The organism is Microbacterium sp. bgisy207, assembly GCF_057706855.1.
Genome location: NZ_JBYIPB010000001.1, coordinates 1 through 24,747, shown reverse-complemented (window position 1 = coordinate 24,747; position 24,747 = coordinate 1). Strand labels below are relative to the sequence as shown.

At 68.3% G+C, this 24,747-nt stretch carries 25 protein-coding genes; 12 read left to right on the top strand and 13 right to left on the bottom strand.

Annotation, left to right across the window (positions count from 1 at the left end):
• Positions 1–47: 47 nt before the first annotated feature.
• The 5 genes from AC3ENO_RS00125 to AC3ENO_RS00105 form a co-directional block, all read right to left on the bottom strand.
• Positions 48–494 carry a hypothetical protein gene (locus AC3ENO_RS00125; RefSeq protein ID WP_434968598.1) on the bottom strand — a complete coding sequence of 149 codons (447 nt, stop codon included), beginning with the start codon at positions 492–494 and terminating at the stop codon, positions 48–50.
• 101 nt (positions 495–595) lie between these two features.
• On the bottom strand, positions 596–1,483 hold the full coding sequence (locus AC3ENO_RS00120; RefSeq protein WP_488185747.1) for a hypothetical protein: 888 nt from the start codon (positions 1,481–1,483) through the stop codon (positions 596–598).
• Positions 1,480–2,613: an o-succinylbenzoate synthase gene (gene menC / locus AC3ENO_RS00115; RefSeq protein WP_434968596.1), complete on the bottom strand. Its 1,134-nt coding sequence runs from the start codon at positions 2,611–2,613 to the stop codon at positions 1,480–1,482. The genes AC3ENO_RS00120 and menC overlap by 4 nt, the downstream gene beginning before the upstream one ends.
• Before the next feature lie 118 nt (positions 2,614–2,731).
• Entirely contained in the window at positions 2,732–3,442 is a 711-nt protein-coding gene (locus AC3ENO_RS00110) for a GNAT family N-acetyltransferase (RefSeq protein ID WP_434968595.1), read from the bottom strand.
• The gene (locus AC3ENO_RS00105) at positions 3,439–4,272 is read right to left on the bottom strand and encodes an alpha/beta fold hydrolase (protein WP_434968593.1); all 834 of its coding nucleotides are present in this window, start codon (positions 4,270–4,272) and stop codon (positions 3,439–3,441) included. Before AC3ENO_RS00105 ends, AC3ENO_RS00110 begins: the two co-directional genes overlap by 4 nt.
• Positions 4,273–4,325: 53 nt before the next feature.
• Here AC3ENO_RS00105 and AC3ENO_RS00100 point away from each other — a divergent pair, with 53 nt between their 5' ends.
• The 4 genes from AC3ENO_RS00100 to AC3ENO_RS00085 all read left to right on the top strand — a co-directional run bounded on the left by AC3ENO_RS00100 (position 4,326) and on the right by AC3ENO_RS00085 (position 8,453).
• Positions 4,326–5,633 (top strand): peptide synthetase, encoded by a 1,308-nt coding sequence (locus tag AC3ENO_RS00100; protein WP_434968592.1) that lies wholly within the window; start codon positions 4,326–4,328, stop codon positions 5,631–5,633.
• Positions 5,634–5,753: 120 nt separating this feature from the next.
• On the top strand, positions 5,754–6,062 hold the full coding sequence (locus tag AC3ENO_RS00095; protein WP_488185746.1) for a hypothetical protein: 309 nt from the start codon (positions 5,754–5,756) through the stop codon (positions 6,060–6,062).
• A 48-nt stretch (positions 6,063–6,110) separates the two neighbouring features.
• Positions 6,111–6,989 (top strand): formyltetrahydrofolate deformylase, encoded by an 879-nt coding sequence (purU, locus tag AC3ENO_RS00090; RefSeq protein WP_434968590.1) that lies wholly within the window; start codon positions 6,111–6,113, stop codon positions 6,987–6,989.
• A gap of 87 nt (positions 6,990–7,076) precedes the next feature.
• Positions 7,077–8,453, top strand: a complete 1,377-nt coding sequence (locus tag AC3ENO_RS00085) for an NADP-dependent succinic semialdehyde dehydrogenase (protein ID WP_434968589.1) — start codon at positions 7,077–7,079, stop codon at positions 8,451–8,453.
• 90 nt (positions 8,454–8,543) lie between these two features.
• Here AC3ENO_RS00085 and AC3ENO_RS00080 read toward each other — a convergent pair whose 3' ends face one another.
• On the bottom strand, positions 8,544–9,458 hold the full coding sequence (locus tag AC3ENO_RS00080) for an NADP-dependent oxidoreductase (RefSeq protein WP_434968588.1): 915 nt from the start codon (positions 9,456–9,458) through the stop codon (positions 8,544–8,546).
• Positions 9,459–9,560: 102 nt separating this feature from the next.
• Here AC3ENO_RS00080 and AC3ENO_RS00075 point away from each other — a divergent pair, with 102 nt between their 5' ends.
• Both AC3ENO_RS00075 and AC3ENO_RS00070 read left to right on the top strand, forming a co-directional pair.
• A complete protein-coding gene (locus tag AC3ENO_RS00075) occupies positions 9,561–10,313 on the top strand; it encodes an IclR family transcriptional regulator (protein WP_434968587.1) in 753 nt (250 codons plus the stop codon).
• 129 nt (positions 10,314–10,442) lie between these two features.
• A complete protein-coding gene (locus AC3ENO_RS00070) occupies positions 10,443–11,618 on the top strand; it encodes a 4-hydroxybenzoate 3-monooxygenase (protein WP_434968586.1) in 1,176 nt (391 codons plus the stop codon).
• Positions 11,619–11,673: 55 nt separating this feature from the next.
• Here the strand turns inward: AC3ENO_RS00070 and AC3ENO_RS00065 are convergent, their stop codons facing one another.
• Positions 11,674–12,174, bottom strand: a complete 501-nt coding sequence (locus tag AC3ENO_RS00065) for a MarR family winged helix-turn-helix transcriptional regulator (RefSeq protein WP_434968585.1) — start codon at positions 12,172–12,174, stop codon at positions 11,674–11,676.
• Between the two features lie 78 nt (positions 12,175–12,252).
• On the opposite strand from AC3ENO_RS00065, the gene AC3ENO_RS00060 reads away from it, so the two are divergent.
• The 6 genes from AC3ENO_RS00060 (at position 12,253) to AC3ENO_RS00035 (ending at position 18,834) form a co-directional block, all read left to right on the top strand.
• Entirely contained in the window at positions 12,253–13,422 is a 1,170-nt protein-coding gene (locus AC3ENO_RS00060) for an acyl-CoA dehydrogenase family protein (protein ID WP_434968584.1), read from the top strand.
• A 114-nt stretch (positions 13,423–13,536) separates the two neighbouring features.
• Positions 13,537–14,454: an SDR family NAD(P)-dependent oxidoreductase gene (locus AC3ENO_RS00055; RefSeq protein WP_434968583.1), complete on the top strand. Its 918-nt coding sequence runs from the start codon at positions 13,537–13,539 to the stop codon at positions 14,452–14,454.
• Positions 14,451–15,347: an amidohydrolase family protein gene (locus AC3ENO_RS00050; protein WP_434968582.1), complete on the top strand. Its 897-nt coding sequence runs from the start codon at positions 14,451–14,453 to the stop codon at positions 15,345–15,347. Before AC3ENO_RS00055 ends, AC3ENO_RS00050 begins: the two co-directional genes overlap by 4 nt.
• A gap of 30 nt (positions 15,348–15,377) precedes the next feature.
• Positions 15,378–15,833, top strand: coding sequence for a MaoC family dehydratase (locus AC3ENO_RS00045; protein WP_434968856.1), 456 nt, complete (start codon positions 15,378–15,380; stop codon positions 15,831–15,833).
• Positions 15,834–15,913: 80 nt separating this feature from the next.
• Positions 15,914–17,440 (top strand): o-succinylbenzoate--CoA ligase, encoded by a 1,527-nt coding sequence (menE, locus tag AC3ENO_RS00040; RefSeq protein ID WP_434968581.1) that lies wholly within the window; start codon positions 15,914–15,916, stop codon positions 17,438–17,440.
• 182 nt (positions 17,441–17,622) lie between these two features.
• Positions 17,623–18,834, top strand: a complete 1,212-nt coding sequence (locus AC3ENO_RS00035; protein ID WP_434968580.1) for an MFS transporter — start codon at positions 17,623–17,625, stop codon at positions 18,832–18,834.
• A gap of 27 nt (positions 18,835–18,861) precedes the next feature.
• Here AC3ENO_RS00035 and AC3ENO_RS00030 read toward each other — a convergent pair whose 3' ends face one another.
• The 6 genes from AC3ENO_RS00030 to AC3ENO_RS00005 all read right to left on the bottom strand — a co-directional run.
• Positions 18,862–20,346 (bottom strand): aldehyde dehydrogenase family protein, encoded by a 1,485-nt coding sequence (locus AC3ENO_RS00030; protein ID WP_434968579.1) that lies wholly within the window; start codon positions 20,344–20,346, stop codon positions 18,862–18,864.
• A gap of 53 nt (positions 20,347–20,399) precedes the next feature.
• Positions 20,400–21,326, bottom strand: coding sequence for a sugar phosphate isomerase/epimerase family protein (locus AC3ENO_RS00025; RefSeq protein ID WP_434968578.1), 927 nt, complete (start codon positions 21,324–21,326; stop codon positions 20,400–20,402).
• Between the two features lie 9 nt (positions 21,327–21,335).
• Entirely contained in the window at positions 21,336–22,106 is a 771-nt protein-coding gene (locus AC3ENO_RS00020) for an SDR family NAD(P)-dependent oxidoreductase (protein ID WP_434968576.1), read from the bottom strand.
• A gap of 112 nt (positions 22,107–22,218) precedes the next feature.
• Positions 22,219–23,208: a sugar ABC transporter substrate-binding protein gene (locus AC3ENO_RS00015; protein ID WP_434968575.1), complete on the bottom strand. Its 990-nt coding sequence runs from the start codon at positions 23,206–23,208 to the stop codon at positions 22,219–22,221.
• Between the two features lie 100 nt (positions 23,209–23,308).
• Positions 23,309–24,304 carry an ABC transporter permease gene (locus AC3ENO_RS00010; protein WP_434968574.1) on the bottom strand — a complete coding sequence of 332 codons (996 nt, stop codon included), beginning with the start codon at positions 24,302–24,304 and terminating at the stop codon, positions 23,309–23,311.
• Positions 24,301–24,747 (bottom strand): ATP-binding cassette domain-containing protein (locus AC3ENO_RS00005; RefSeq protein ID WP_434968573.1); only part of this gene is annotated, 447 nt, incomplete at its 5' end. The genes AC3ENO_RS00005 and AC3ENO_RS00010, both read right to left, overlap by 4 nt.

Below are 24,747 nucleotides of genomic sequence, written 5' to 3'. Positions count from 1 at the left end.
TCCGCCGCCGCGTGGACGCCCGCTCGGGAAGGTGACCCTCGGCCGGCCTACTGAGCGACCGGTGCGACCACGTACAGCAGCTGCGCCGTGCCATCCTCCTGCTCGAGCAGCGTCACTCCGACGGTGTAGTCCGGGCCCGTGAACGACCAGATCTTCATCCCGCCGAAGTCGGACTCGGAGTCTGTTGTGTATTGGGACTTCAACTGCTCGATGATGCTCTCGCCGTCGGCGACGCTCGGCACGGTGTAGGTGACCGTGTAGCCACCGTCCACCGCGAGCGCAACGAGGGGGGAACCGGACGGAAGGGGAATGTCGGAGGGGAAGCCCTCGGGCACACTCGCCCCGCCGCCCGCATCGATGTCGACGCCGGTGGCGCCTTCGACGACATCCTCGACAGTGTTGTTGATCAGCTGCTCGACCGGGTTCACACACCCGGTGAGAGCGAAGGCTCCGACGCCGAGCATGAGCGCGGCGCCAGCGATTCGGGTCTTCATTGTTCTTCCTCTCCCCGGGAGCACCACGGCGCGGTGATCGGCGGTGATCGGCTCCCGCTTCGAGTCTGGCGACCCGGGGAGCGCGCCGCAAGAGTGCGAGATCAGGCGAACCCACACCGTTGGGCGACCCAGCTCAGCATCGTGGCACGCAGGTCCGGGTCGGCCGCGAGCTGGATCTGGCCCGATCGCTCACCGACGACGACGTCGAGCGTGAAGATCGTCCCGCGTTTGTCCTCCTGCACGGCATGGGCATCGCAGCGGAACGGCTCGATCGGGATCGCAATCTCCCGGACAGCCCGGTCGCCCGGGGTCAGGGCGACCCCGAGCGCCGCGGTACCGTCTGGGTCTGCGTTGCCGAAGCCGAGCAGATTCGTCGGCCGGATCGCGCGAAGAGCTGCCCCACCCGCGCCCGTCGGCTCGACCCGAAGCCGCAGCATCCCGGGGCCGGTCTCGGCATCGGCGCCGAAACCGGCGATCGTGACGGCCGCCACGGCGCCGAGAGCCTCCTCGAGGCACTCTCGGGCGTGCAGACCGGGGACCACATCGAGCACGTCGGGGAGCGGGGCGACCGCCTCACCGCGGCCATCGCCCGTCTCGTAGGCGAAGCTCACGCGTGACTCGCCGTCATCGGGCGCGCCGCAGTCGGGGTCCGGCAGCTGGATGCGGATGCCGACAGTGACTCCCGGGGCGATCCGACTGGGCCGGTCCAGCACCCGCTCTGCATCCGCGGCGAAGCGTTCGTCGGACACGAGGAGGTCGTCGACGACCAGAACCTCGTCGGTCGCGTTCGTGACCTCGACCTGGGCCTGGCGCAGCGCGACATCGGAGCGCTGCTGAATGAAGCGCACACTCACCCCCTCGGGCAGCCCGGCGCCGGACGGGCCAGGAGGCGGCGTGCAGGCCGCGAGGATCGCTGACGCCGCTCCCGCGAGCGCGAGGGTCGCCACGCACCGGAGCGCGCGACCGCCACGATCGCGGAGCGCAGTCACCGCCGCAGCACCTCGCGGGCAACAGTCATGTCCTCCAGCGCGACCGGATCAATCTCGACACCCAGTCCCGGACCGGTCGGAACCCGAACGTGACCGTCCTCGAGTACGGCGGGTTCGGTGACGATGTCGCGCTCATAGAACCGGGAGGATGCCGACACATCGCCGGGCAGAGCGAAACCGGGCAGGGCCGCCAGTGCGGCATTGGCCGCGCGACCGATCCCGGTCTCGAGCATGCCGCCGCACCAGACGGGCACACCCGCGGCGCGACAGAGGTCATGGATACGGACCGCCTCCAGGTAGCCGCCGACCCGGCCCGCCTTGATGTTGATGATGGATGCCGATGCCAGTGCGAGGGCGTCGGCGGCCGCCTTGGCCGACACGATGGACTCATCCAGACACACCGGGGTGCGCAGCCGTGCCGCCAGCGCCGCGTGATCGACCAGATCGTCCTCTTGCAGCGGCTGCTCGATCAGCAGCAGGTCGAAACGGTCGAGCTCGGCAAGAGTGTCGGCATCCGCGAGCGTGTACGCGGAGTTCGCGTCGACCTGCAGGGGGATCGCACCGAACGCATCCCGGACCGCGGCGGTGTCGGCTATGTCCCGGCCGGGCTTGATCTTGATCTTGATGCGCACATACCCGTCATCCAGGTAGCCGCCGACCGCCTCGACAAGGGCCGCCGGGTCGGTCTGGATGCCGACCGATACCCCCGAGGGGACGCGGTCGCGCACGGCGCCGAGGTGGGCGCCGAGCGGGACCCCGACGGACCGGAGCGCGGCATCCAGAACCGCGAGTTCAAGACCCGCTTTCGCCATCCGGTGGCCGACGAACGGCGCGAGGGTCTCGGCCACGTGCCCGGGAGCCACCGTGTGGCGGTCCAGCAGCGCAGGGATGAGGAATCGGAGGGCAACATCCCACGCGCCCTGCGTGTACTCGCTCGAATACAGCGGAGCATCCTGGGTGACGATCTCGCCCCAGCCGTCGCCGTCGGCGGTCAGCGCGCGCACGACGATGACCTCACGGACGGTCTCCGTCCCGAACGACGTCGTGAACGGCGACACGAGCGGCAGGTGGAGCACCCGGAGCTCGATCCCCTCGAGAGTCACCGGGGCAGCGGGCTGTGCGATCGGCATGCGGCCAGGCTAATCCCCGTCGGCGCAGCCGGCACGCCCGATCGTTCAGTCGCGCCGTGTCGTGGGTCACCTGACACACCACCGGCGGGAAGCCGCGACCGGAGCGAGTACTGGCGGCTCAGGCGTCGACGATCAGATAGCCGCGGCGCTGATCGAACCCGCCGATGCGCCGGCCCGCCGAAAGGTGCGTCAGCAGAGCATCGCGGACGCGGCGCCGCTCCACGGCAGCGGCCTCGGGCTCCCGCCGACGCAGCGACTCGATGTCGCGGGGGATCGAGACGGATGCGCGCACCTCGTCATCCGTCGGCGTGGGTACCGGCGGAGCGGCGAGCGCCCACGACACCATCAGCCGGTCGGACTCATCGCCGCGATTGACCCCGTCGTCCATCGCCCCGTAGTGGTCCACGAGATACTCGGTCACCCGCGCCCCGAGAACGGCGAGATTGAAGTGCGCGTTGCGCGCCACGAGCGGATCGAACGTCCACGTGACGTGCCCGATCCCCCGGCGCAGTCCCCACTCCCGCTGATGCTGCTTCAGCAGCCGGCCGAACCCCCGGCCTTGGGCGCTGGGGAGCACGCCGGTGATGTGCGAGTGCATCGACCGGGCAGCGGGCTCGGCGAAGAAGGCGACGGATGCTCCGACCAGGCGGTCGTCCTCGAACAGCCCGACGGCGTAGTTGCCCGAGTGCGCGAGTGCCCGCAGGAGGTTCGGAGGCATGCCCGTGCGATCCCCGCCCCAGACCTCGGAGAGGACCGCGGAGGCGGCGAACACATCGGCGACGGTGTCGAGCTCACGGATGCTGAGCCCGACGGGCTCGGTTTCGCTCACGACGCCCTCGATTCGGGAACGACCGGGATCGATCCGGTCGGAGTGAGCTCGATGCCGGCCGTGATGACGTGCTCGGCGAACAGACCCGGCCACGCCATGACCCCGTAGGGCGTGCGCGCGACGACGAGGCGGCTGTGGGGCATCAACTCGTTGAGGCGGGTCGCGGTGCGAAGCGGATGCGTGGGGTCACCTGTCCACGCCAGGATGAGCGTCGGCACGTCGATGCGGGACAGCTCCTCCTTCGGGGGCAGATCGGCGGTCGCAGCACCGCGCAACACGATCGGCAGAAGCGCCTCGTCAACGGCGGGCAGGGTCTCGGGAGCGTCGGCGAGCGCGGGCGGAACCGGGGTCGTGGAGCCGAGCTGCACGAACGCCTCCACGCCCTGGCGCTCAATGAGGTCGGCGTTGGTGCGGTACACCTCGGCCTGGGCCCGCCTCGTGCCCCACGCCGTCGGCGGAACCATGAGCGTGAGGCTCGCGAAACGCGCCGGATCCTTCAGAGCCGCGTGAAGCATCGTGCCCGTCCCCATCGACGGGCCCACTCCATGGACCGCTTCGCCCGGGGCAAGGGCATCCAAGACAGCCAGCAGGTCCTCGGCGAGGTTGTCCCATCGGTAGTCGACAGGATCATCCGTGCCCGTCGAGCCGCCGTGACCTCGCGCATCGATCCGCAGGATCCGATGATCCCGCAGCGCCCGACCGAGGTCGAGGCCGAGGTGGCTGTCGCGACGGCGACTGGACATGAGTCCGTGCAACTGGACCACCAGCGGGCCGTCGTCACCGGTCACATCGAAGTCGAGGGTCGCGCCTCGAATCCGCAGCGTGCTCACGTGCCCTCCCGGGCGTCCTCTGTGCGAAACGGTTGCCGCCTAGACTACGCGCGATGCGCTTGACGAACGTCGCCCGAATGACGCTGCCCCAGGGCCGGGTCCGCAGCCTCGTGTTTCCCGCCGAGGTCGTGCCCGACGCGGAGCCGTTGACGCTGTCGTTCGATCAGGCTCGCCACGTCTCGGCGGGGGATCGCCCCGGCTCGTGGATGGCGCTGTCGTTCCGGCTGCGCACCCCCGCGGCTCCCGACGAGATCGCCGACGCCTGGGCCACCGTCATCGACAGGCACGGCACCCTCAGCACCGTGTTCGATCGGGACGAGGAGGGACTGGTGCGCGTACGGCCGGCACGGCTGGGCGTGGGTCGATGGGTGACGCATCCTGCTGCGCCGGAACGGCTCACGCGCGAGGTCCTGCGCGACGTGCTCGACGACGGATGCCGCCCCTTCGCCACACCCTCGCATCGGCTGTGCCTGATCGAGCCGGAGGGCGGCGCTGACCCGACCGTGGTGATCGCCTCCGATCACGCCCATGTCGACATGTGGTCTCTCCTGGTGCTGGGGCGCGACCTCGCCGAGATCATCGACGACGAGCGCGAGGCCCGTGCCCCCGGTGCGGCCCTGCCCCGAGCCAGAGCGTTCGCCGAGCACTCGGCGGACCTTGCCGCCCGCCCCCCGGCACCGGAGGCGATCACGACCCGATGGGCTGAGATCCTGGATGCCGAGGGCGGCCAGATGCCGCTGTTTCCCCTGACGCTGGGCAGCGTCGCTGCCGCGCAGGCCGAGATCGTCGACGTGCGAGACGTCTTGAACGGACCGGAGTTCGAGGAGTTCGGCGAACGCGCGGCGTCCATGGGCGTGCGCGCCATCGCGCTGGCGGTGTCTGTCATGACGCGGGTGAGCCTCGCGATGGGAGATCAACCGCTTCGCGCGGTGTTCCCCGTGCACAGCCGGCACGACCCGCAGTGGCACGACTCGGTGGGGTGGTTCATCACGAACGCCGTCATCGAGGCATCCGACCCCTCGCCCCACGCGTGCGCACGCGCCGTGAAGGAGGCGATCGGCCTCGGATCGCACCCGTTGGGCCCGATCCTCGCTCCGTACGGCGGCATGCCGGCAACGCCGGGCATGTTCGCCTTTTCGTGGCTGGACACCGGCAGACTCCCGGTCAAACCTGACCGGTTGCGCGACATCCAGTACGTCTCGGCGGTGGTGCGGACCGACGGCGTGATGATCTGGTTCATCGCGAACGAGTCCGGGCTGCACCTGCGCTGCCGGTACCCCGACACCCCCGAAGCGAGGCGCAACGTGGGCGCGTGGCTGGATGCCGTGCACTCCGGCCTGCGCGACACGATCGACGCCTGATCGCCTCGGCCCGGCCGCACCGGTGATGCGCGCGGTGCGGTCGGTCGCGGCCGACTGCCCGAGAGACTCCCGCTTCTTCGGTCAGCCGGCCGCCTTGGCCAACATCTTCGCTGTGGAGATGTGGGAGCGTTTCAGCTTCTACGGGATGCAGGGGATCCTGCTGATCTCCCTCCCCTACTCCACGTCCCGGGGATTGGCCTGTCGATCACGACCAAGCTCGCGCCGCGGGCGTTCCACACGCAGATGGTCGCGCTCTTCTTTCTCTCCATTGCGCTGGGCACCGCGATCGCGGGCTGGCTCGCCCAGTTCTACGACCCGCAGAACGAGGTTCCCTACTTCTCGAGCCTCGGTATCGCTGCGATGGCACTCGGCGTCCTCCTCCTCCTGGTTGCGCGTCCCGTCCTGAACCTCATGAGGGGTGTTCGCTAGCCGGTCTCGGATTCCTGGCGAGCCCGCCGGACACGGCAGAATCGATGCATGCCCGCCGCGCACCTTCCCGTGGATCACGCCTGTCTCATCGTCCACGGCACGGACTCACCGGGCATCGTGGCCGCCGTCTCGGCTCTGATCACGCGGCAGGGCGCGAACATCGTGCAGTTCGACCAGTACTCGGACAACCCGGAGGGAGGCGCCTACTTCCAGCGCGTCGTGCTCCACCGCCCGGGCCTGCGCGACGCACTCCCCGCGATCGAGGCAGACCTTGCCCAGACGCTCGGCGACGGCTTCGACCTCGAGTGGTCGATCACGGACCAGTCAGTACCCAAGCGGATGGCGATCCTCGCGTCGCGGCAGGACCACTGCCTGCTCGACCTGCTGTGGCGCCACCGCCGGGGCGAGCTTCCGGTCGACATCCCGGTCGTCGTGTCGAATCACACGGATGCCGAAGCGGATGTCGCGGGGTTCGGCATCCCGTTCGTGCACGTGCCGTCGATCGTGGGTCCTGACAAGAGCGTCAGCGAGGCGCGGATCCTGGAGATCCTCGCCGAGGCGGATGTCGATTTCGTCGTGCTCGCCCGCTACATGCAGATCCTCAGTGCCGATTTCCTCGAACGCGTGTCAGTGCCGGTGATCAACATCCATCATTCCTTCCTGCCCGCCTTCATCGGCGCGCAGCCGTATCGTCAGGCGAAAGCCCGCGGCGTGAAACTCATCGGGGCGACCTCGCACTACGTGACGACGGACCTCGACGAGGGCCCGATCATCGAGCAGGACATCGTGCGAGCGACCCATGCCGACTCGGCACTCGACCTCGAAAGACGCGGCGCCGATGTCGAGCGCGCTGTGCTCTCCCGCGCCGTGCTGTGGCATGCGCAGGACCGCATCATTCGGCACGGCAATCACACGATCGTCTTCTGATCCGTCCCGTCACAGCGGCTGGATTGTCGTCGCATGCCGGCGCCGGATAGGCTCGCGGAGTCCGACATCTCGAGGAAGAGGCAGGCCATGGCCATTGCAGTGACGAACCCCGCGACCGGCGAGGTCGTGGAGACGTTCGAGCCGCACGACGAGGCCGAAGTCGAGCGCCGCATCGCGGCAGCTCAGTCAGCGTTCGCCGCGCTTCGCGAGACGACGTTCGCTCAGCGAGCCGAGTGGATGCGACGAGCCGCCGAGCTGCTGGAAGCAGACGTCGAGGAACTCGCCCGCACGATCACGATCGAGATGGGTCGTCCCCTCGCACAGTCGCGCGCAGAGGTGCTCAAGTGCGCCCGCGGCTGCCGGTTCTACGCCGACCACGCGGCCGACTTCCTGGCCGATGAGACCCTCGCCGACCCCTCGTCGGTGAAGGCGTCCGCGGCGGGTACCCGGTACGCGCCGCTGGGGATCGTGCTCGCGGTGATGCCGTGGAACTACCCGCTGTGGCAGGTCATGCGCTTTGCTGCCCCCGCACTCATGGCCGGCAACACCGGGCTGCTCAAGCACGCATCCAACGTCCCCCGGTCGGCGCTGTACCTCGACACACTCTTCGAGCGGGCAGGCTTCCCGGTCGGCTCCTTCCACACACTGCTCATCCCGGCCTCCGGCGTCGAGCGCGTTCTGCGGGACCCCCGGGTCGTCGCGGCGACGCTGACCGGTTCCGAGCCCGCGGGACGGTCGTTGGCCTCCATCGCCGGGAGCGAAGTCAAGCACGTCGTGCTGGAACTGGGGGGCTCGGATCCCTTCCTCGTGATGCCCACGGCGGATCTCGAGGCCGCCGCATCCGTGGCCGTGACCGCGCGCAATCAGAACAACGGCCAGTCGTGCATCGCGGCCAAGCGGTTCATCGTGCACGCCGACGTCTACGACGACTTCGTGTCGCGTTTCGTCGCCAAGACCAAGGCGCTGCGTGTCGGCGACCCGCTCGAGGAAGGGACCGACGTGGGCCCCGTGGCTACCCAGAGCGGCCGCGACGAACTGGCCGAGCTGGTCGACGACGCGATCGAGCGCGGCGCCGAGGTGCTGGCGGGCGGAGCGGTCCCCGAGGGCGCGGGGTGGTTCTACCCGCCCACGGTGCTGGCCGGGATCACGCGGGACATGCGCCTGTTCCAGGAGGAGGCGTTCGGCCCCGTGGCCACGGTGTTCCGAGTCGAGACGCGCGAGGAGGCGGTGGAGATCGCCAACGCGACGACCTTCGGCCTCTCATCGTCCCTGTGGAGCACCGACGACGACGAGATCGAGTGGTTCATCGACCGCCTCGAGGCCGGCGCCGTGTTCGTCAACGGCATGACCGTGTCGCACCCTGAGCTGCCGTTCGGCGGCATCAAGAACTCCGGCGTCGGTCGCGAACTGGCAGCGGCCGGCATCCGGGAGTTCATGAACCTGAAGACGGTCTGGCGGGGCTGAGCGTCCTCGTTCGTTTGCCGCAACACGCCGCGCCGCGGATGCTGGCGCCCCGGTTTGCGGCAACCGAACAGCCGCCGCCCGGCCTGCGCGTCAGGGCATGATCACGATCTTGCCGGGCGCGTGCGTGGACTCGAGGGCCTCGAACGCCGCGACGACGTCGTCGAGCGGATAGGTCGCCACGATGGGGAAGACGATCCGTCCGGCGGCGATGTCGTCGGCGAGCGCGCGCAGGTTCTCGGGAGTGCGGGCCTCGCGCTCGACGTTGTGCACGCCAAGCTCGTCCAGCGCCGCGTAGGCGGCGATCGCGACCATCCGGTCGGCGGGCACACCGAGGTCGATACCCGCATCCAGCGCTTCGCGCCCGTGGCAGTCCATGACAGCCGTGGGGACCCCGTGTTCGCGCACGCGGTCGGCAAGCCCCTCGCCGTATGCGACGGGCTCGACACCGAGGGACCGGAGGAACTCGTGGTTGGTCACGGATGCCGAACCGATGACCCGCGCCCCGCGCGCGATCGCCAGCTGAGCGGCGACGAGCCCGACCGCGCCACTGGCGCCCCCGACGAGCACGACGTCATCCGCGCCTACCGGGACGGTCGCAAGACACGAGACCGCCGTGAGTCCGGCGACGTGGAGACCACCCGCGACCTCGACCGCGAGCGCCTCCGGGCGGAGTGCGATCTCCGCGGCGTTCGCGATGACCTGCTCGGCCACCGCGCCGGACGCGCGGCCCATGACGGCATCGCCGACTGACACGGGGGTGCCGTCGGTGTACGCGGCGCCCTCGCCGACGGCGATGACCGACCCTGCGAAGTCCCCACCGATCCGACGCGGGAAAGGAGCGCTGGAAGGGATGAACCCGCTCCTGGCTTTGGCGTCGTACGGGTTCAGTCCCGCCGCCTCGACGGCGACGAGTACCTTGCCGGCACCCGGTGACGCCTCCTGGACCTCCGTCACGAACAGGACATCGGGGCCCCCGGTCTCGTTGTACATCGCTGCGCGGCTCATACCTCGAGCGTAGCGACGCCCTTCCGGCCGAGGGCCGCGGCCGGTGCTCGCCGACACGACCCGCGCACAGCGTCCGTCGTGCGTGCATGCCAAGCTGTCAGCATGGCGAACTCGCCCACGGGTGACTCGATGACCGAGCGGATCGTCCGCGTTCTCGAGACGTTCACCTCGGAGCGGACCGTGCAATCGGCATCCGAGATCGGTCGACGCGCCGCACTGCCGTCATCGAGCGCTCACCGCATCGTTGACGATCTCGTCTCGGCGGGGCTGCTCGATCGCGACGAGGACGCGCAGGTCAGGCTCGGCATGCGACTGTGGGAGCTCGCGCTGCGGGGTTCGTCGGCGCTGCGCCTGCGCACGGCGGCGCTGCCGCACATGGAAACCGTGCAGTCCGTCATCCGTGAGCACACGCAGCTTGCCGTTCGAGAGAAGGACGAGGCGCTGTTCATCGAACGCCTGTCGCACCCGGATGCCGGCGCCAACATCACGCGCATCGCCGGGCGGCTCCCCCTGCACGCATCCTCGTCGGGGCTCATCCTCCTCGCCTACGCGCCCGCCAATCTCCGCGCCGGGATTCTCAGCCGGCCGTTGCGCGCTGTGTCCGCCGAGACGGTGACCGACCCGCGGACGCTCGAGCGCATGATCGCGACGATCAGACGCGACGGGGTCGCGATCGCCCCCGGGTCGATTCAGTCCGTCTCGACCGGCGTCGCCGTTCCCCTCCGCCACGAGGGTGAGGTCGTGGCCGCCCTCTCGGTCGTCCTGCCCCGGGACACCGACCCGGCGGCGGCCGTCGCCGCACTGCGCGACGCGGCCACGGCGACCGAGCGCGATCTGCGGCGACAGCGTCTCTAGCCACCCGAACTGACGCCCGCCTCGAACGGGCGCACTCCTCGCCGCTGCCCATTCAATGGGAATCTTGACGGGAGGATGGTCGAGATGCTGCAGACTCGGCGAAGACCCGCATCCGTCGAAGGAGACGCCATGTCCGCCGTCCGCACCCAGGTAGCCATCGTCGGAGCCGGCCCCGCCGGCCTGCTCCTGTCCCACCTGCTCGCCGCCCGGGGGATCGAGTCGATCGTGCTCGATCAGCGCAGCCGCGAGGAGATCGAGAAGACGATCCGCGCCGGCATCCTCGAGCATCCCACCGTCGAGCTCCTCGACCAGACGGGGGCCTCGCCACGCGTGAAGACCGTCGGGCAGCGCCACGACGGAATCGAGCTGCGCTTCGAGGGCGAAGGACACCGCATCGACTTCCCCGCTCTCACCGGCCGGAGTGTGTGGCTCTTCCCCCAGCACGAGGTCCTCATCGACCTCATCGGGGTGCGATTGGCGGCCGGCCAGGACCTGCGCTTCGGCGTCACGGTCGACCGTGTCGAAGACATCGAGACGGACCGGCCGCGGGTCATCGCAACCAACCCCGATGGCTCCCCCCTCGAGATCGAGGCGGATTTCGTCGTCGGCGGTGACGGATCGCGCAGTCTCGTGCGCGCAGCCGTCACCGGTTCCTCGACAGGCGGCGATTTCCGCGAGTACCCGTTCGCCTGGTTCGGCATCCTGTGCGAAGCGCCGCCCAGCTCCGATGAGCTCATCTACAGCAACTCGCCACACGGATTCGCCCTGATCAGTCAGCGCAGCGCCACCGTGCAGCGCATGTACTTCCAGTGCGACCCCGAGACCGACCCCCAAGCCTTGAGCGAGGCGGAGATCTGGGAGAAGCTGCAGTCCTGCGTTCCCGGGACCACGCTGCAGGAGGGGCCGATCTTCCAGCGCGACGTCCTGCGCTTCCGCAGCTTCGTGGCCTACGAACTGCGACGCGGACGCGCCGCCCTCGTCGGGGACGCCGCCCACACCGTTCCCCCGACCGGCGCGAAGGGAATGAACCTCGCGGTCGCGGATGTCGTGCTGCTGGACCGGGCACTGGGCGCGCTGTTGAACGACGGCGACGAGCGGCTGCTGGATGCCTACGCCGAGACGGCGCTGAAGCGCATCTGGAAGGCGCAGCACTTCTCCTGGTGGATGACGAGCATGCTCCACCTCACTCCCGAGGCATCCGAATTCGACCGTCGCCGCCAGATCGGGGAGCTGCGCTCGGTCGTCGAGTCCGAGGCAGGCCAGACCTACCTCGCCGAGGCGTACACCGGGTGGCCCTTCGCCTGAGCTGTCGCCTTCGCCGCCGCGCGGCTTTCCCTCGCGGGATCGCGTGAGACGCGGTTCAGCGTTTGTCGGGACCAGTGACGGCGCCCGCCATCACCCGCAGGGCGTGCGCGAGAGCTTCGCGCTCCGAGGGAGCGAGTGCGGCGAACATCTCGTCCTCCGCCTGCCTCGCCAGTTCGAGTGCGCGGGCAAAGAGTTCACGACCCGCAGGCGTCGCGACCACGACGTTAGCCCGTCGGTCGTTCGGGTCGGGTTCTCTTTCGACAAGTCCGCGTGACTGCAGGTCGTCGATGAGCGCGACGATCTGGCTCGGATCGAGGCGCAGGAACTCCGACAGCTCCCGCTGAGACGGCCGCGCGTCACTGGCCGCGATGGCGAGCACGGCGTAGGGACGAACGCGCAGCCCCACCGACTGCAGAGCGGAGTGAGCACGGGCAACTGAGACCGCGTTGGCCTGTGCGAGCAGGAACGCGAGGTCGTCTGCGACCGTCGTGCGCCAGAGTCGCTCGGCGCGAACGGGGGTTTCCGTCGCCCGGGCCTGATCGTTTGCGGTGGACACCCGGCCATTGTAGTCATTCACTGCGGAACACAATCGTTGAACTTGACAACTATCGTCGAGATGGACACAATCCTCACTATGAGCAGTGTCGCCCTCCCCCGCACGATCTTCGACGAGTCCCACAACGACTTCCGCGACATCGTGCGCCGATTCGTCGAGCGCGAGGTCACGCCCCATCTCGACGCCTGGACGGAAGCGGGCCGGGTCGACCGGTCGCTGTTCGAGAGAGCGGGAGCGACCGGTCTCCTGGGGATATCGGCGCCGGCTCGCTACGGCGGCGGCGACGTCGACGACTTTCGATACAACGCCATCGTGATCGAGGAGCTCGCGCGCGCCGGCGCCACGGCCGTCTCGATGTCGCTGTGCGGATTCAACGACCTCATCGCGCCGTACTTCATCGACTTCGGTTCGGACGAACAGAATCGACGATGGCTGGCTCCCATGGTCGCCGGGGAGCGGATCGGCGCGATCGCTATGACGGAACCGGGGACCGGGTCTGACCTTGCGGCGATCGCGACGACCGCTCGGCCGGACGGCGACGACTTCGTGCTCAACGGCTCGAAGACCTTCATCTCCAACGGCCTGCTGGCCGACGTCGTCATCGTCGTGGCACGCACGGATGCTGCCGCCGGCCGCGGCGGCTTCAGCCTTCTCGTGGTTGAGGACGGGATGCCCGGGTTCACTCGCAGCGGCCCGGTCAAGAAGATCGGCCTCGGCGCTCAGGACACCGCCGAGCTGTCGTTTGCCGATGTGCGCGTCCCGCGTGCGAATGTTCTCGGAAGCCCCGGCGACGGCTGGACACAGCTCCGCCGGAACCTGCCGATCGAACGTCTCCACATCGCGACAACGTCAATGGCGCGGATGCGTGCGACCTTCGACCAAGCCCTGTCCTACTCGATGGAGCGCACGGCCTTCGGGCAGCGAATCGCAGACTTCCAGGCGAATCGTTTCTATCTCGCCGAGCTGGCCACGCAGATCGAGGTGGCGCAGGTCTTCGTCGATCGCTGCATCCTGGACGCCGCGACGGGCCGGCTCGACGCCGTCACCGCCGCCATGGCCAAGTGGTGGGTCACCGAGTTGCATCAGAAGGTCATCGACCGCGCACTCCAGTTGCACGGCGGCTACGGGTACACCCGCGAATACCCGGTCGCCCACGACTACATGGACTCCCGGGTGGCGACGATCTACGGCGGCACGACGGAGATCATGAAGGAGATCATCGGGCGCCGGCTGACGCGCGAGGACTGACCCTCCCTCCACCACCCTGGCAAACGTCAATCGTTGACATTTGCAATTGAACCGGCTTGACTAGGTGTACTCGGCCAGGGCCGAGAGTGTGCCTCGAGGAGTAAGGGAGCCCCCATGTCGCTGCAGGGCAAAGTCGCCATCGTCACCGGATCCGGCCGCGGTCTCGGCCTCGCCTATGCGCAGGAGTTGGCAAGGCAGGGAGCGGCCGTCGTGATCAACGACGTCGATGAGCAGACTGCCAAGGACGCGGTCACGGCGATCGAGACCGAAGGCGGACGCGCGACCGCCGTCGTCGCCCCCGTGGGCCCCACAGAGACAGCGCAGAAGCTCCTCGCCGCCGCGCTCGATGCGTTCGGGCGCGTCGACATCCTCGTCACCAACGCCGGAGTCCTGCGCGATAAGACGCTCTGGAAGATGACCGACGACGACTTCGACACCGTCATCAATGTGCACCTTCGCGGCACCTTCACCTGTGTTCGGGAGGTGGCGACCCATCTGCGCGAGACCGGCACGCCCGGGCGCATCATCTGCATCGGCTCCCCGACCGGTCAGCGAGGGAACTTCGGTCAGACCAATTACGCGGCAGCCAAGGCGGGCATCGTCGGGATGGTGCGCACGTGGGCCCTCGAACTGAAGAAGGCAGGGATCACGGCGAACGCGGTGATCCCCGTGGCAGCCACGGCCATGACGGCGACGATCCCCTACTTCGCCGCCGCCGTGGAGGCGACCGAGCGCGGCGAATCGATGCCTGCGTTCTTCCGGCACGACTTGGGCTTCGGAACGTCGGAAGACGTCGCCGGCGTGATCGCCTACCTCGCCTCCGACGAGGCAGCGCACATCACCGGTCAGGCGATCGGGGTGGGTGGTGACCGCATCCAGTTGTGGTCGCACCCCGAGCCCGTCGTCACCGCCTACCACGAGGGCGGCTGGAGCAGCGAGACCCTGCAGGCTGAAGCGCACGAGCTGTTCGATGCGAAGCTGCAGTCCGTCGGCGAGACCTTCCCTCCGCTTCCGGAGGAGCTGCAGCGGTGAGCACCCGCTACGAGCCGGCGATCGACCTCGACGCCCTCACCGCAATCGATGTGCATGTGCACATCGAGATCGACGCGCACGGCCACTCCTCCCTTCCGAGCGACCTCGCCGAGGCGGCCTCGAAGTACTTCCGCACCGACGGGCCCCGTCCCGACCTCGACTCGATCGCGCAGTACTACCGCGAGCGGTCGATGGCGGCGGTCGTGTTCACCGTGGATTCTGAGACCGCGCTGGGGCACGCTCCGATCTCCAGCGTCGAGATCGCCGAGGGCGCGGCCCGCAACAACGACGTGCTGATCCCGTTCGGCTCGGTCGATCCCCGCAAGGGAACGGCAGCCGTCGACACGGCCCGGCGACTGATCGACGATCACGGAGTCCGCGGGTTCAAGTTCCACCCGACGGTGCAGGGCTTCGACCCGAGCGATCCCGCCTACGCGCCGCTGTACTCCGTCCTTGAGGAGTCGGGGGTCGTCGCTCTGTTCCATACCGGCCAGACGGGAATCGGGGCAGGGATGCCGGGAGGGCGCGGCTTCCGGCTCGCGCTGTCCAACCCGATGCTGCTGGATGGCGTCGCCGCAGATTTCCCGCGGCTGCAGATCATCATGGCCCACCCGTCCGTACCGTGGCAGGACGAGGCGCTCTCGGTGGCCACCCACAAGCACAACACGTGGATCGATCTGTCCGGCTGGAGTCCGAAGTACTTCCCCGAGTCCCTGGTGCGCGCCGCGAACTCGTACCTGAAGAACCGCGTCCTGTTCGGAAGCGATTTCCCGCTCCTGACGCCGGAGCGCTGGCTCGCGGATGCCGAGAAGACCGCTCTGAAGCCCGAGGTCATGCCCGGCATCCTGAAGAACAACGCCGCTCGGCTGCTCGGACTGTCCACGCCCGCCTGACCCCCCGCCCGGTACCACCCGCAAGGAGACATCATGACCACAACCGTTGCGTTCACCGACCTGCATACCCTCGTCGGCACCGATCTCGGTTATTCCGAGTGGTTCGACGTGACGCAGGACCGTATTAACACGTTTGCCGACGCGACCGACGACCACCAGTGGATCCACGTCGACCCCGAGCGGGCGAAGGATGGACCGTTCGGAGCACCGATCGCGCACGGGTTCCTCACGCTCTCCCTGTTCATTCCGATGTGGGTCGATCTGCTGGATGTTCAGGGCGCAGGCACGAAGGTGAACTACGGCCTCGACAAGGTGCGCTTCGTCTCTCCGGTGGCCGCCGGATCCCGGGTCCGGCTGACGGCGACGATCGCCGAAGCGAACGAGGTCGGCGGGGGAGTCCAGCTCGTCGTCGACGGAACGATCGAGATCGAGGGCGGCACGAAGCCCGCGGTCGTCCTGCGAAGCCTTCAGCGCCTGTACGCGTGACGTGGTGGGGGAACCTCGCTTCCCTCACCCGCATCGCGTGATTCACCGACGAATCCACCTCCTCGAAGAAGAGATCTCCGATGCACAACCACGGACTGGGCGCCTGGATGACCACCCGGCGCCAGAAGACACCCGACAAGACCGCGCTGATCTTCCAGGGCGGCCAGACCATGACCTACCGCGCACTGGCCGACGACACTGATCGCATCTCGGCCGTCCTGTGGCATCGCGGGATACGTATCGGAGACCCGGTCGCGTTCCTGGGGGAGAACAGTCCGGAGTTCCTCTCGGTGATGTTCGCGTGCGCGCAGCTGGGCGCCGTCTTCGTCCCGGTCAACACGCGGCTAGCGCCACCCGAGGTCGCGCACGTGCTCACCGACTCTGGAGCGCGCGCGCTCATCGTCGACCCGGCCCTGCTCGAGCGCGCGGCGGAGGGGGTGGCAGCGGCCCGCATCAGCCATGTGATTCAGACAGGCGAGGGCACACCCGAGCACCCCGGCCTGTCACCGCTGCTGCGCGGCACGCCGTTCGGCCACGCCGACGCCGCGGTCGGGCACAACGATCCGGCGGCCATCATCTACACCTCTGGGACGACAGGCAAGCCCAAGGGCGCGGTCCTCACGCACGGCAACCTCATCTGGACCGCCATCAACTGCGTGGTGGACTACGACGTGGTCTCGACCGACATCGCCTTGATGATCTCGCCGTTGTTCCACGTCGCCTCACTCGGGATGGGCGCACTGCCCATCCTGCTCAAGGGCGGCACGATGGTGCTGGAGAAGGGCTTCGAGGCCGGTCGCGCACTCGAGCTGATTCAGGAGTACCGGGTCACCATGCTCAGCGGCGTCCCGACCACCTACCAGATGATGGCCGACCACCCGAACTGGGCGAGCACCGACCTGTCAAGTCTGGCCAAGCTCACCTGCGGCGGCTCGGCGGTACCGACCCGCATCCTCGACGCCTACGAGTCCCGGGGCCTGTCGTTCTCTCAGGGCTACGGGATGACCGAGACCTCGCCGGGCGCGACGTCACTCTCCCCGGCGATGACCCGGGCTAAGCAGGGAAGCGTCGGGCTTGCGCACTTCTTCACCGAGGTGCGGATCGCGGACGAGAACGGCGCAATGGTCCCCCGCGGCACGGTGGGCGAGATCGAGATATCCGGCCCGAACGTTTTCGCGGGGTATCTGAACCTGCCCGAGGCGACGGCGAACGCGTTCACCGCGGACGGCTGGTTTCGGTCGGGCGACCTCGGCTACCTCGATCGCGACGGGTACCTCTACATCTCTGACCGGCTGAAGGACATGATCATCTCGGGTGGGGAGAACATCTACCCTGCCGAAGTGGAGAACCACATCTCGAGCATCGAGGGCGTCACCGGAGTGGGGGTGATCGGCATCCCCGATGATCAGTGGGGCGAAGTCCCGTGGGCGATCATCACCGTCAAGGAAGGCGTCGATCTCGACACCGCCAGCGTGCGAGCGCACCTCGATGGCAAGCTCGCGCGCTACAAGCTGCCCAAGAACGTCGTCATCGTCGATGAACTCCCCCGCACCGCGTCGGGGAAGGTGCGAAAGGCCGATTTGCGCGCCCGGTTCGGCAACGGCTGACCGCTACTCTGCTCGAGACAACGCCCGCGCCACCATCGGTGCGCGGGCGTTGTCGTTCCGGCGAGGCGAGGGAGCATGGCGACTGTCGTCGGCGACACCGCGTACAGTCGCCGGAGCCTCGGATTCGACTCAGCGGCAATGCCGCCTCAGATACCTATGGACTGAGGTATAGTCCGAACTCTATGGGCGATGAGCGCGCAACGATGCCACACGCCCGCGTCGCCCTCGTCGTCGCGGTGTGTCTCGTCGCCGTCAACATGCGCCCAACGATCACCTCGATCGGCCCGTTGCTGGAGCAGATCGCTGGCGATACCGGACTGGCGACCAGCATCCTCGGCCTCCTCGCGGCGGTGCCACTGGCGGCGTGGGCGATCGTTTCGCCGTTCGCCCACGAGTTGAGCAACCGGTTCGGGATGAGCCGGGTCGTGCTCGGTTCGCTGCTGCTCCTCACGATCGGCACGCTCGTGCGCTCCCTCCCCGGTCCACTCGCGAGCGTGTGGATCGGCACGGCGCTGATCGGCGTCGCGCTGGCCGTGGCGAACGTCCTGATGCCCGCCGTAGTCAAGCGCGACTTCCCCGGCCGCGTCCCCGCCATGATGGCCGTCTACACCGCACTTCTGGGCGGCGCGGGCGCCGTCGCATCCGGGGTCGCGGTGCCGACCTCGCAATGGGCCGCAGCGGTGACCGGCACCGAGGGCTGGCGGCTGTCACTGCTGATCACGGGCGGCATCCTGCTCCCGATCGCGATCGTGGCGTGGATCGTCGCGTACCGGGGACGGCGAGAACCCCGCAGGGCCGCGGGCGGCATCCGTCACTCGACCGGCATCTGGGGCGACTCCATGGCGTGGCTCGTGGCCGCGTACATGGGCTTCCAATCGGCGGTGTTCTACATCCTCGTGACCTGGCTCGCGACGATCGCCGTCTCGACGGGACTGTCCCCGGTGACTGCGGGGATCGACGTCATGCTCTACCAAGTGGGAGCGGTCGTCGGCGCACTCGTCGTCCCGTTCCTGTTCCGTGGACCCGCCGCGCGCTGGGTTCCGGGCGCACTTCCTCTCGTGGCCCTGGTCGGTGCGGTGGGGCTCATGCTCGCGCCGTCGGCAATCCTCCTGTGGATCGCGTTACTGGGGCCGGCCTCCGGCGCGTCGCTCGGCACATCCCTGACACTCATGGCCGAGCGCGCACGCGACCACCACGCTTCAGCTGCCCTGTCGGGCATGGCGCAGTCGGTCGGCTATCTCATGGCAGCATCCGGGCCCGTGCTCTTCGGCGCCCTGCATGATGCCACAGATGCCTGGGCCCTGCCGCTGCTGTTGGTGGCAGCCATCCTCATCGGTCAGAGCGTGTCGGGTCTGTTCGCGGGCAGAGACCGGTACGTCCTCGAGCCGCGCTGACCGGGGCTCGAGGACGTACCGGTCGCGTCAGAGCGGGTACTGACCGGGCTCGCGCCGCATCGTGATCCACCGGGTCTCGGTGAACGCATCGATGTTGGCCTGAGCACCACCGTGACGGGACCCCGTGCCGGAGGATCCGGTGCCGCCGAAGGGGGTGTTGGCCTCGTCGTTGACGGTCTGATCGTTGATGTGCACGATCCCCGTGGGGATCTGCTGCGCGAGGTCCCACCCCGCCAGGGCGTCCTTGGTGACGATCCCCAGGGAGAGGCCGTACTCCGTCGCCGAGGCAAGCGCGACGGCCTCCTCGTCGGTCGAGAACTTCACGACTGACGCGACGGGCCCGAAGACCTCCTCGCAGTAGGCGGGAGCCTCTGCTGGCGTGTTCGCGAGAACGGTCGGGCGATAGAACAGCCCCTCGTACGTGCCGCCCGCGCGCAGCTCGGCGCCCGCTGCGACGGCGTCCATCACCAGGGCGTGCACGCGGTCGCGCTGCACCTCGTCGATGAGGGGACCCAGATGCACGGGTCCGGCGGCCGGGTCACCGACGTGCATCGACTCGGCCTTGGCGGCGAGCTTTTCCACGTACTCGTCGAAGACTGCCTCGTGCACGATGTGCCGCCCCACGGTCATGCAGATCTGGCCCTGGTGCAGGAACGATCCCCACGTCGCGAGGTTGACGGCCTGGTCGACATCGGCATCCTCACGGATGATGAACGCCGAGTTGCCCCCGAGCTCGAGGTGAGCGCGCTTGAGGTGGCGGCCGGCCTGTTCCCCGACGACACGCCCGGCCCGAGTCGACCCGGTGAACGCGATCACCCGGACGTGCGGGTCCTCGATCATCGCCTGACCGACATCGGCACCGCCGGGCAGCAACTGCAGCAGACCCTTGGGAAGCCCCGCCTCCTCGAAGATGCGCACGAACGACACGCCGCCCGTCACAACGGTGCGGGGGTCCGGCTTGAGGATCACGGCGTTTCCGAGCGCCAATGCCGGTGCGACGGCACGGATGCCGAGGATCAGCGGAACATTGAACGGCGAGATGACGCCCACGACACCGACCGGCACCTGCTCGGTCATCGACAGTCGCGGCTCCTCGGACGAGAGGACCGCACCCTTGGGCGCCGACGGCAAGGCCGACGCCTCGTAGCATTCGGCGGCGGTGACATGGAGGGCGAAGCCGGCCAACGGCGGGATCGCGCCCACTTCCCGCACGTTCCAGCTCCCGATCTCGTCGGCGTACTGCTCCCACAGCATCCCGGCCTTGCGAAGCACAGCCGCGCGGGCTGGATGCGGCATCGCGGCCCACTCCTTCTGCGCTGCGGCGGCCGACTTCGCCGCGCGGGCCACGTCCCCGGGCCCGGCCATACCGACGGCGGTCAGCACCTCTCCGGTCGCGGGAGCGACCGAGTCGATCTGTCCTCCTTCACCGGCGGTCCATTCGCCGTCGATGTAGATCTTTCCTGCGAATGTCGCGGGGTCGATGAGTAGATCGGTGGCTTGTGCGATCGTCATGGTTCCTCCTTGATTCCGTTGACGTCGTGACCGCTCGGATCCGGGCTCCCGGATCAGGCGGGACGGACGATAGTACCCGTGTCTGCGGCACCGCGCGCAAGACGCTGTGCCCGTCGGCCGACACTGCTCGACGACCATCCCGCGCGGATGACCCGCATGGCGTCTTCGGCGAGTGCGATGCCGTCCGTGTAGGGCTCGCGCCATATCGCGAGCATGTCGGCAACGAACTCGGGGATGACCGACCGCGAGAATGCCTCGACGCCCCACCGGCCTTGGTAGCCGTCGTCGAGCGCGCCCTGAACGAGCTTGGGTATGTCGACTGCGCCGGTAGAGAGCATCCCCCGTCCGGACTGACCGAGCTCGAGGTACGCGAGCCGCGGCATCGCCAGACGGATGGCCTGCGCCGCGTCCGCCTCTTCGACGCCCATGTGGAAAGAGTCGAGATGGATGCGAAGGTGCTCCGAGCCACTGAGCTCGGCGTACTCCATCGCCTGGGCCGCGGTATTGACCATCGCGGTCTCATACCGGTTGACGACCTCGAAGGTCATCGTGATGCCGTGCTCGTGGGCGTAGTCCGCGACACGGCCCACAGCGGTCGCCGAGCGCTCCCGCGCAGCGTGATCCACCGGAGCCATCGGGTGTCCGAAGACGCCGTAGGGCACGCCGTTGAGCTGGTCGCCGCCGAGGGCGGCTGTCGCGTCGACCATGGCGTACAGCGCCGCCTCGCCTGCCCGGCGCTCGTCCTCATCCGCCGACGACACATCCGCTCCGGGCATCTGCCCGGCGATCGGGATCGGCGTCAGGCCCGCATCCTCGAAGACCCGACGCAGGCTCGCAAGGTCGGTTGCGGCAGGGTCGAACGGAGCCAGCACGATTCGCCGGTACCCCGCCTCGGCCACGCGACGAAGAGCGTCGGGCGTGGCCGAGGAGTCCGGTCCGTCGACCAAGACGTTGATGTGGCAGGCGACGTCGAGATCCATGACCATCGCTCAGAACGTCGGGAGGTCGAAACGCTGCTTGAACGCCGAGTACCCGTCGTCGACGTGCACAACGGTGCCGTTGATGACGTTGGCCTCGTCCGAGGCGAGGAATGCGACGACGTTCGCGATCTCCTCCGGCTCCGTCATCTTGTTGCGCATCTGCTCGGATGCGAAGAGCGCCTTCAGCTCGTCCGAGAACTGGTTGATCATCGGCGTGCCGACACGGCCGGGGGTGATCGCGACGGCGCGCACGCCGTACTCGGCGAGTTCGTACGCGGCCGACCGGGTGAACGAGATCACGGCGGCCTTTGCCGCGCTGTAGCTGAACGCGAGCTCAGCAGCCTGCTCACCGTAGATCGAGGAGGTGGAGATGATGACGCCGCCGGTGCCCTGCTTCTTGAACTGGCGGCCTGCCGCGAGGATGCCGTAGTACACGCCGTCCTGATCGATCCGGATCATGGGGTGGTAGTCGACAGCGGGATCGTGGTCGAGGAGCGGCTTGCCGCCGGCGATACCGGCGTTGTTGAAGATGACGTCGAGCTTGCCGAATGCATCGACGGCACTGTTGACCGCCGCTTCGACCTCGTCGTAGACCGAGACGTCCACACCGACAGCGATGGCCGAGCCCTCGGGCAGCGTGTCCACGACCTCCTGGGCGCGCTGCGCGTTGATGTCGGCGACGGCGACGCGCGCGCCCTCCGCGATGAACTTCTTGACGGTGGCGAGTCCGATTCCGCTCGCGCCGCCGGTGATGAGGGCGACCTTGCCTGCCAAACGCATAGTGATGTCTTTCTGTCAGTCGATCTCAGCGGCGCGAGCCGCACAGGAGACGGGGGTGGTGCCGGTGGGGGCGGGGCCGCAGCGTTCCCGCCCCCACCGGGGTTTCAGTGGATCAGCCGAGCTTGTCGGACGGAGTGATGTCGTCGGCGTTCGCCTTCGTGACGAGCGTCGTCGCTTCCTCCTCGAAGTTGCTCGCCGGCATGGTGCCGGTCTCGATCCAGGCCTGGATCGCCTCGAGCACCGCGTCGTTGATGAGCGGCCACGGCTGCTCGACCGTCGCCAGCATGGTGCCGGCCTTGACGGCGGCGATCGCCTCGCTGGTGGCGTCGACTCCGGTGACGGCAACGGTCGCGCCCGCTTCGGTCACGGCCTGGACCGCACCCAGAGCAGCGTCATCCCATCCGACCCAGACAGCGTCCAGGCCACCGGGGTTGGCCGAAAGGTAGTCGGCCACCAGCGCGAGCGCCTCGGTGCGGCCGGTCGCGGGCGAGACCACCTGCTGGATCTCGCCACCGGCGAGGGTCGCTCCACCGGCCTCGACGGCCTCGGCGGCAAGCGCCGCACGGGTGCGGATGCCGGCGTGCGGGTCGTGCCCGATCACCATGATGTTCTTGCCCTCGATGCTGCCGCCGAGAGCGTCGGCGATGGCGCCCATCGTCTGGTCGACGATGCCCTGCTGGTCGGTGGTGATGTTCAGGGCGTAGGCATCGGTCGGCTCGACACCAGAGTCGATGGCGAACATCGGGATGCCGGCGTCCTTGGCGGCGGTGACGATCGACCCGATGGAGGCGACGTCGGTGTAGCCGTTGTAGACGAGGTCGGCGCCCTGTCCGATGGCGCTCTCGACCGCGGGGTTCATCTTCTGGAAGTCGAAGTCACCCTGGATCATCGTGAGGTCCCAGCCGAACTCGGCAGCCTTCGCCTCGATGTCCTTGACCCACCATGCGCCGATCGGCGTCTGGTTTCCGGAGGTGAACGCCACGACCTTCGTGGGCTCCGTGTTGTCGCCGCCGCCGTTGTCGCCGCCACCTGACGAGCACCCGGCGAGGGCGAGAGCAGCGACCGCGGTCGCGGCCGCAAAGGCCTTGATGGAAGTACGCACTATCTACTCCTTTGTGTATTGCGTTGTGTATTGCGTTTTCTCTGTGTGCTTCCCCGGATGGGGATCCGAGTCGGGACTCGGGGTCACGGGAGCGGCGGGGTCACCGCTCCCGATGCTTGAGGGAGGACAGCGTCACGGCGGCGATGATGATGATGCCGGTGACGACCTGCTGGACGTAGGCGTTCACGCCGAGGATGTTGAGCCCGTTGCTCATGACGCCGATGATCGCGACGCCCACCATCGTGCCGACGAGGTTCGCGGCGCCGGAGCGGAGGATCGTCATGCCGAGGAACACCGCGGCGACCGAGAACATCATGTTGTCCTCGCCCTGGACGGCGCTTGCGCTGCCGAGTCGGGCCGCCAACAGGATGCCTCCGATGGCCGACACGAAACCGGCGATCGTGAAGGCGAGCAAGCGCGCCCGGCGCACGTTGACACCCGACAGCCGCGACACCTCGACGCTGCCGCCGATCGCGTGCCACCGCCGACCAAGAGTCGTGTAGCGGAGCACGAACCACAGGATCACCGAGATGACGATCGCGAAGTAGACCGGAAGCGGGATCTCGAGCAGCTTGCCCTGGCCGAGCTCGTTGAACTCCGCGGGGAAGTTGAACAGTGTCGTCCCCTGGGTCACCAGGAACGCCAACCCGACGACCGACGTCATCATGGCCAGGGTCGCGATGAAGGCGGACAGGTTCAGATACGCGACGAGTACCCCGTTGAGGAGCCCGATCAGCAGGCCCACGATCAGCGCGAGCGCGATGGCCGCGGGCACGGGCCATCCGCCGAGCATTGCCGCGCCTGCCGTTGCGCCGGCGAGCGCCGACGTCGCGCCCACGGACAGGTCGAAGTCACCGACGACCATGACCACGGTCTGGGCTCCCGCGATGATCGCGAGGATCGAGACCTGATAGAGGATGTTCTTCACGTTCACGAACGTGAGGAACACGTCGGGGCGCATGAGGAAGAAGAAGAGCACGAGCAGCACGAGAGCGACGATGGTGCCGCCCTGGAGCATCCATCGCCCCGCATTGCTGGCGTGCCCGACCACGATCGATGTGGTCGTCGGTGACTTCTGGTTGTCTGTCGAGGTCATGACTGTGGCTTCCCGTAGCAGTAAGAGAGGAGGAGTTCGTCGTCGGCGTTCTCGGCGGGCACGGTTCCGCTGATCTGGCCTTCGTGGAGGATGATGATCCGATCGCTCATCCCGATCAGCTCGGGAAGCTCCGAGCTGACCACGATGATCGCGGTGCCCTCGGCAGCGAGCTGCCGGATGAGCCGGTAGATCTCTGCCTTGGTGCCGACATCGATGCCTCGGGTCGGCTCGTCCATGAGCAGAACCTTCGGCTTGCGGGCGAGCATCTTCGCGAGGACCACCTTCTGCTGGTTCCCGCCCGACAGCTCGCCGACGTGCTGGCGCGGCCCCCGCGCCTTGATCTTCAGATCCGCGATGCCACGCTTGGTGATCGTCGAGATCTTCGCGCCCGACACGATTCCCGCGGTGCTCACGGTCGGGATGTTCGCGACGGCGATGTTGTC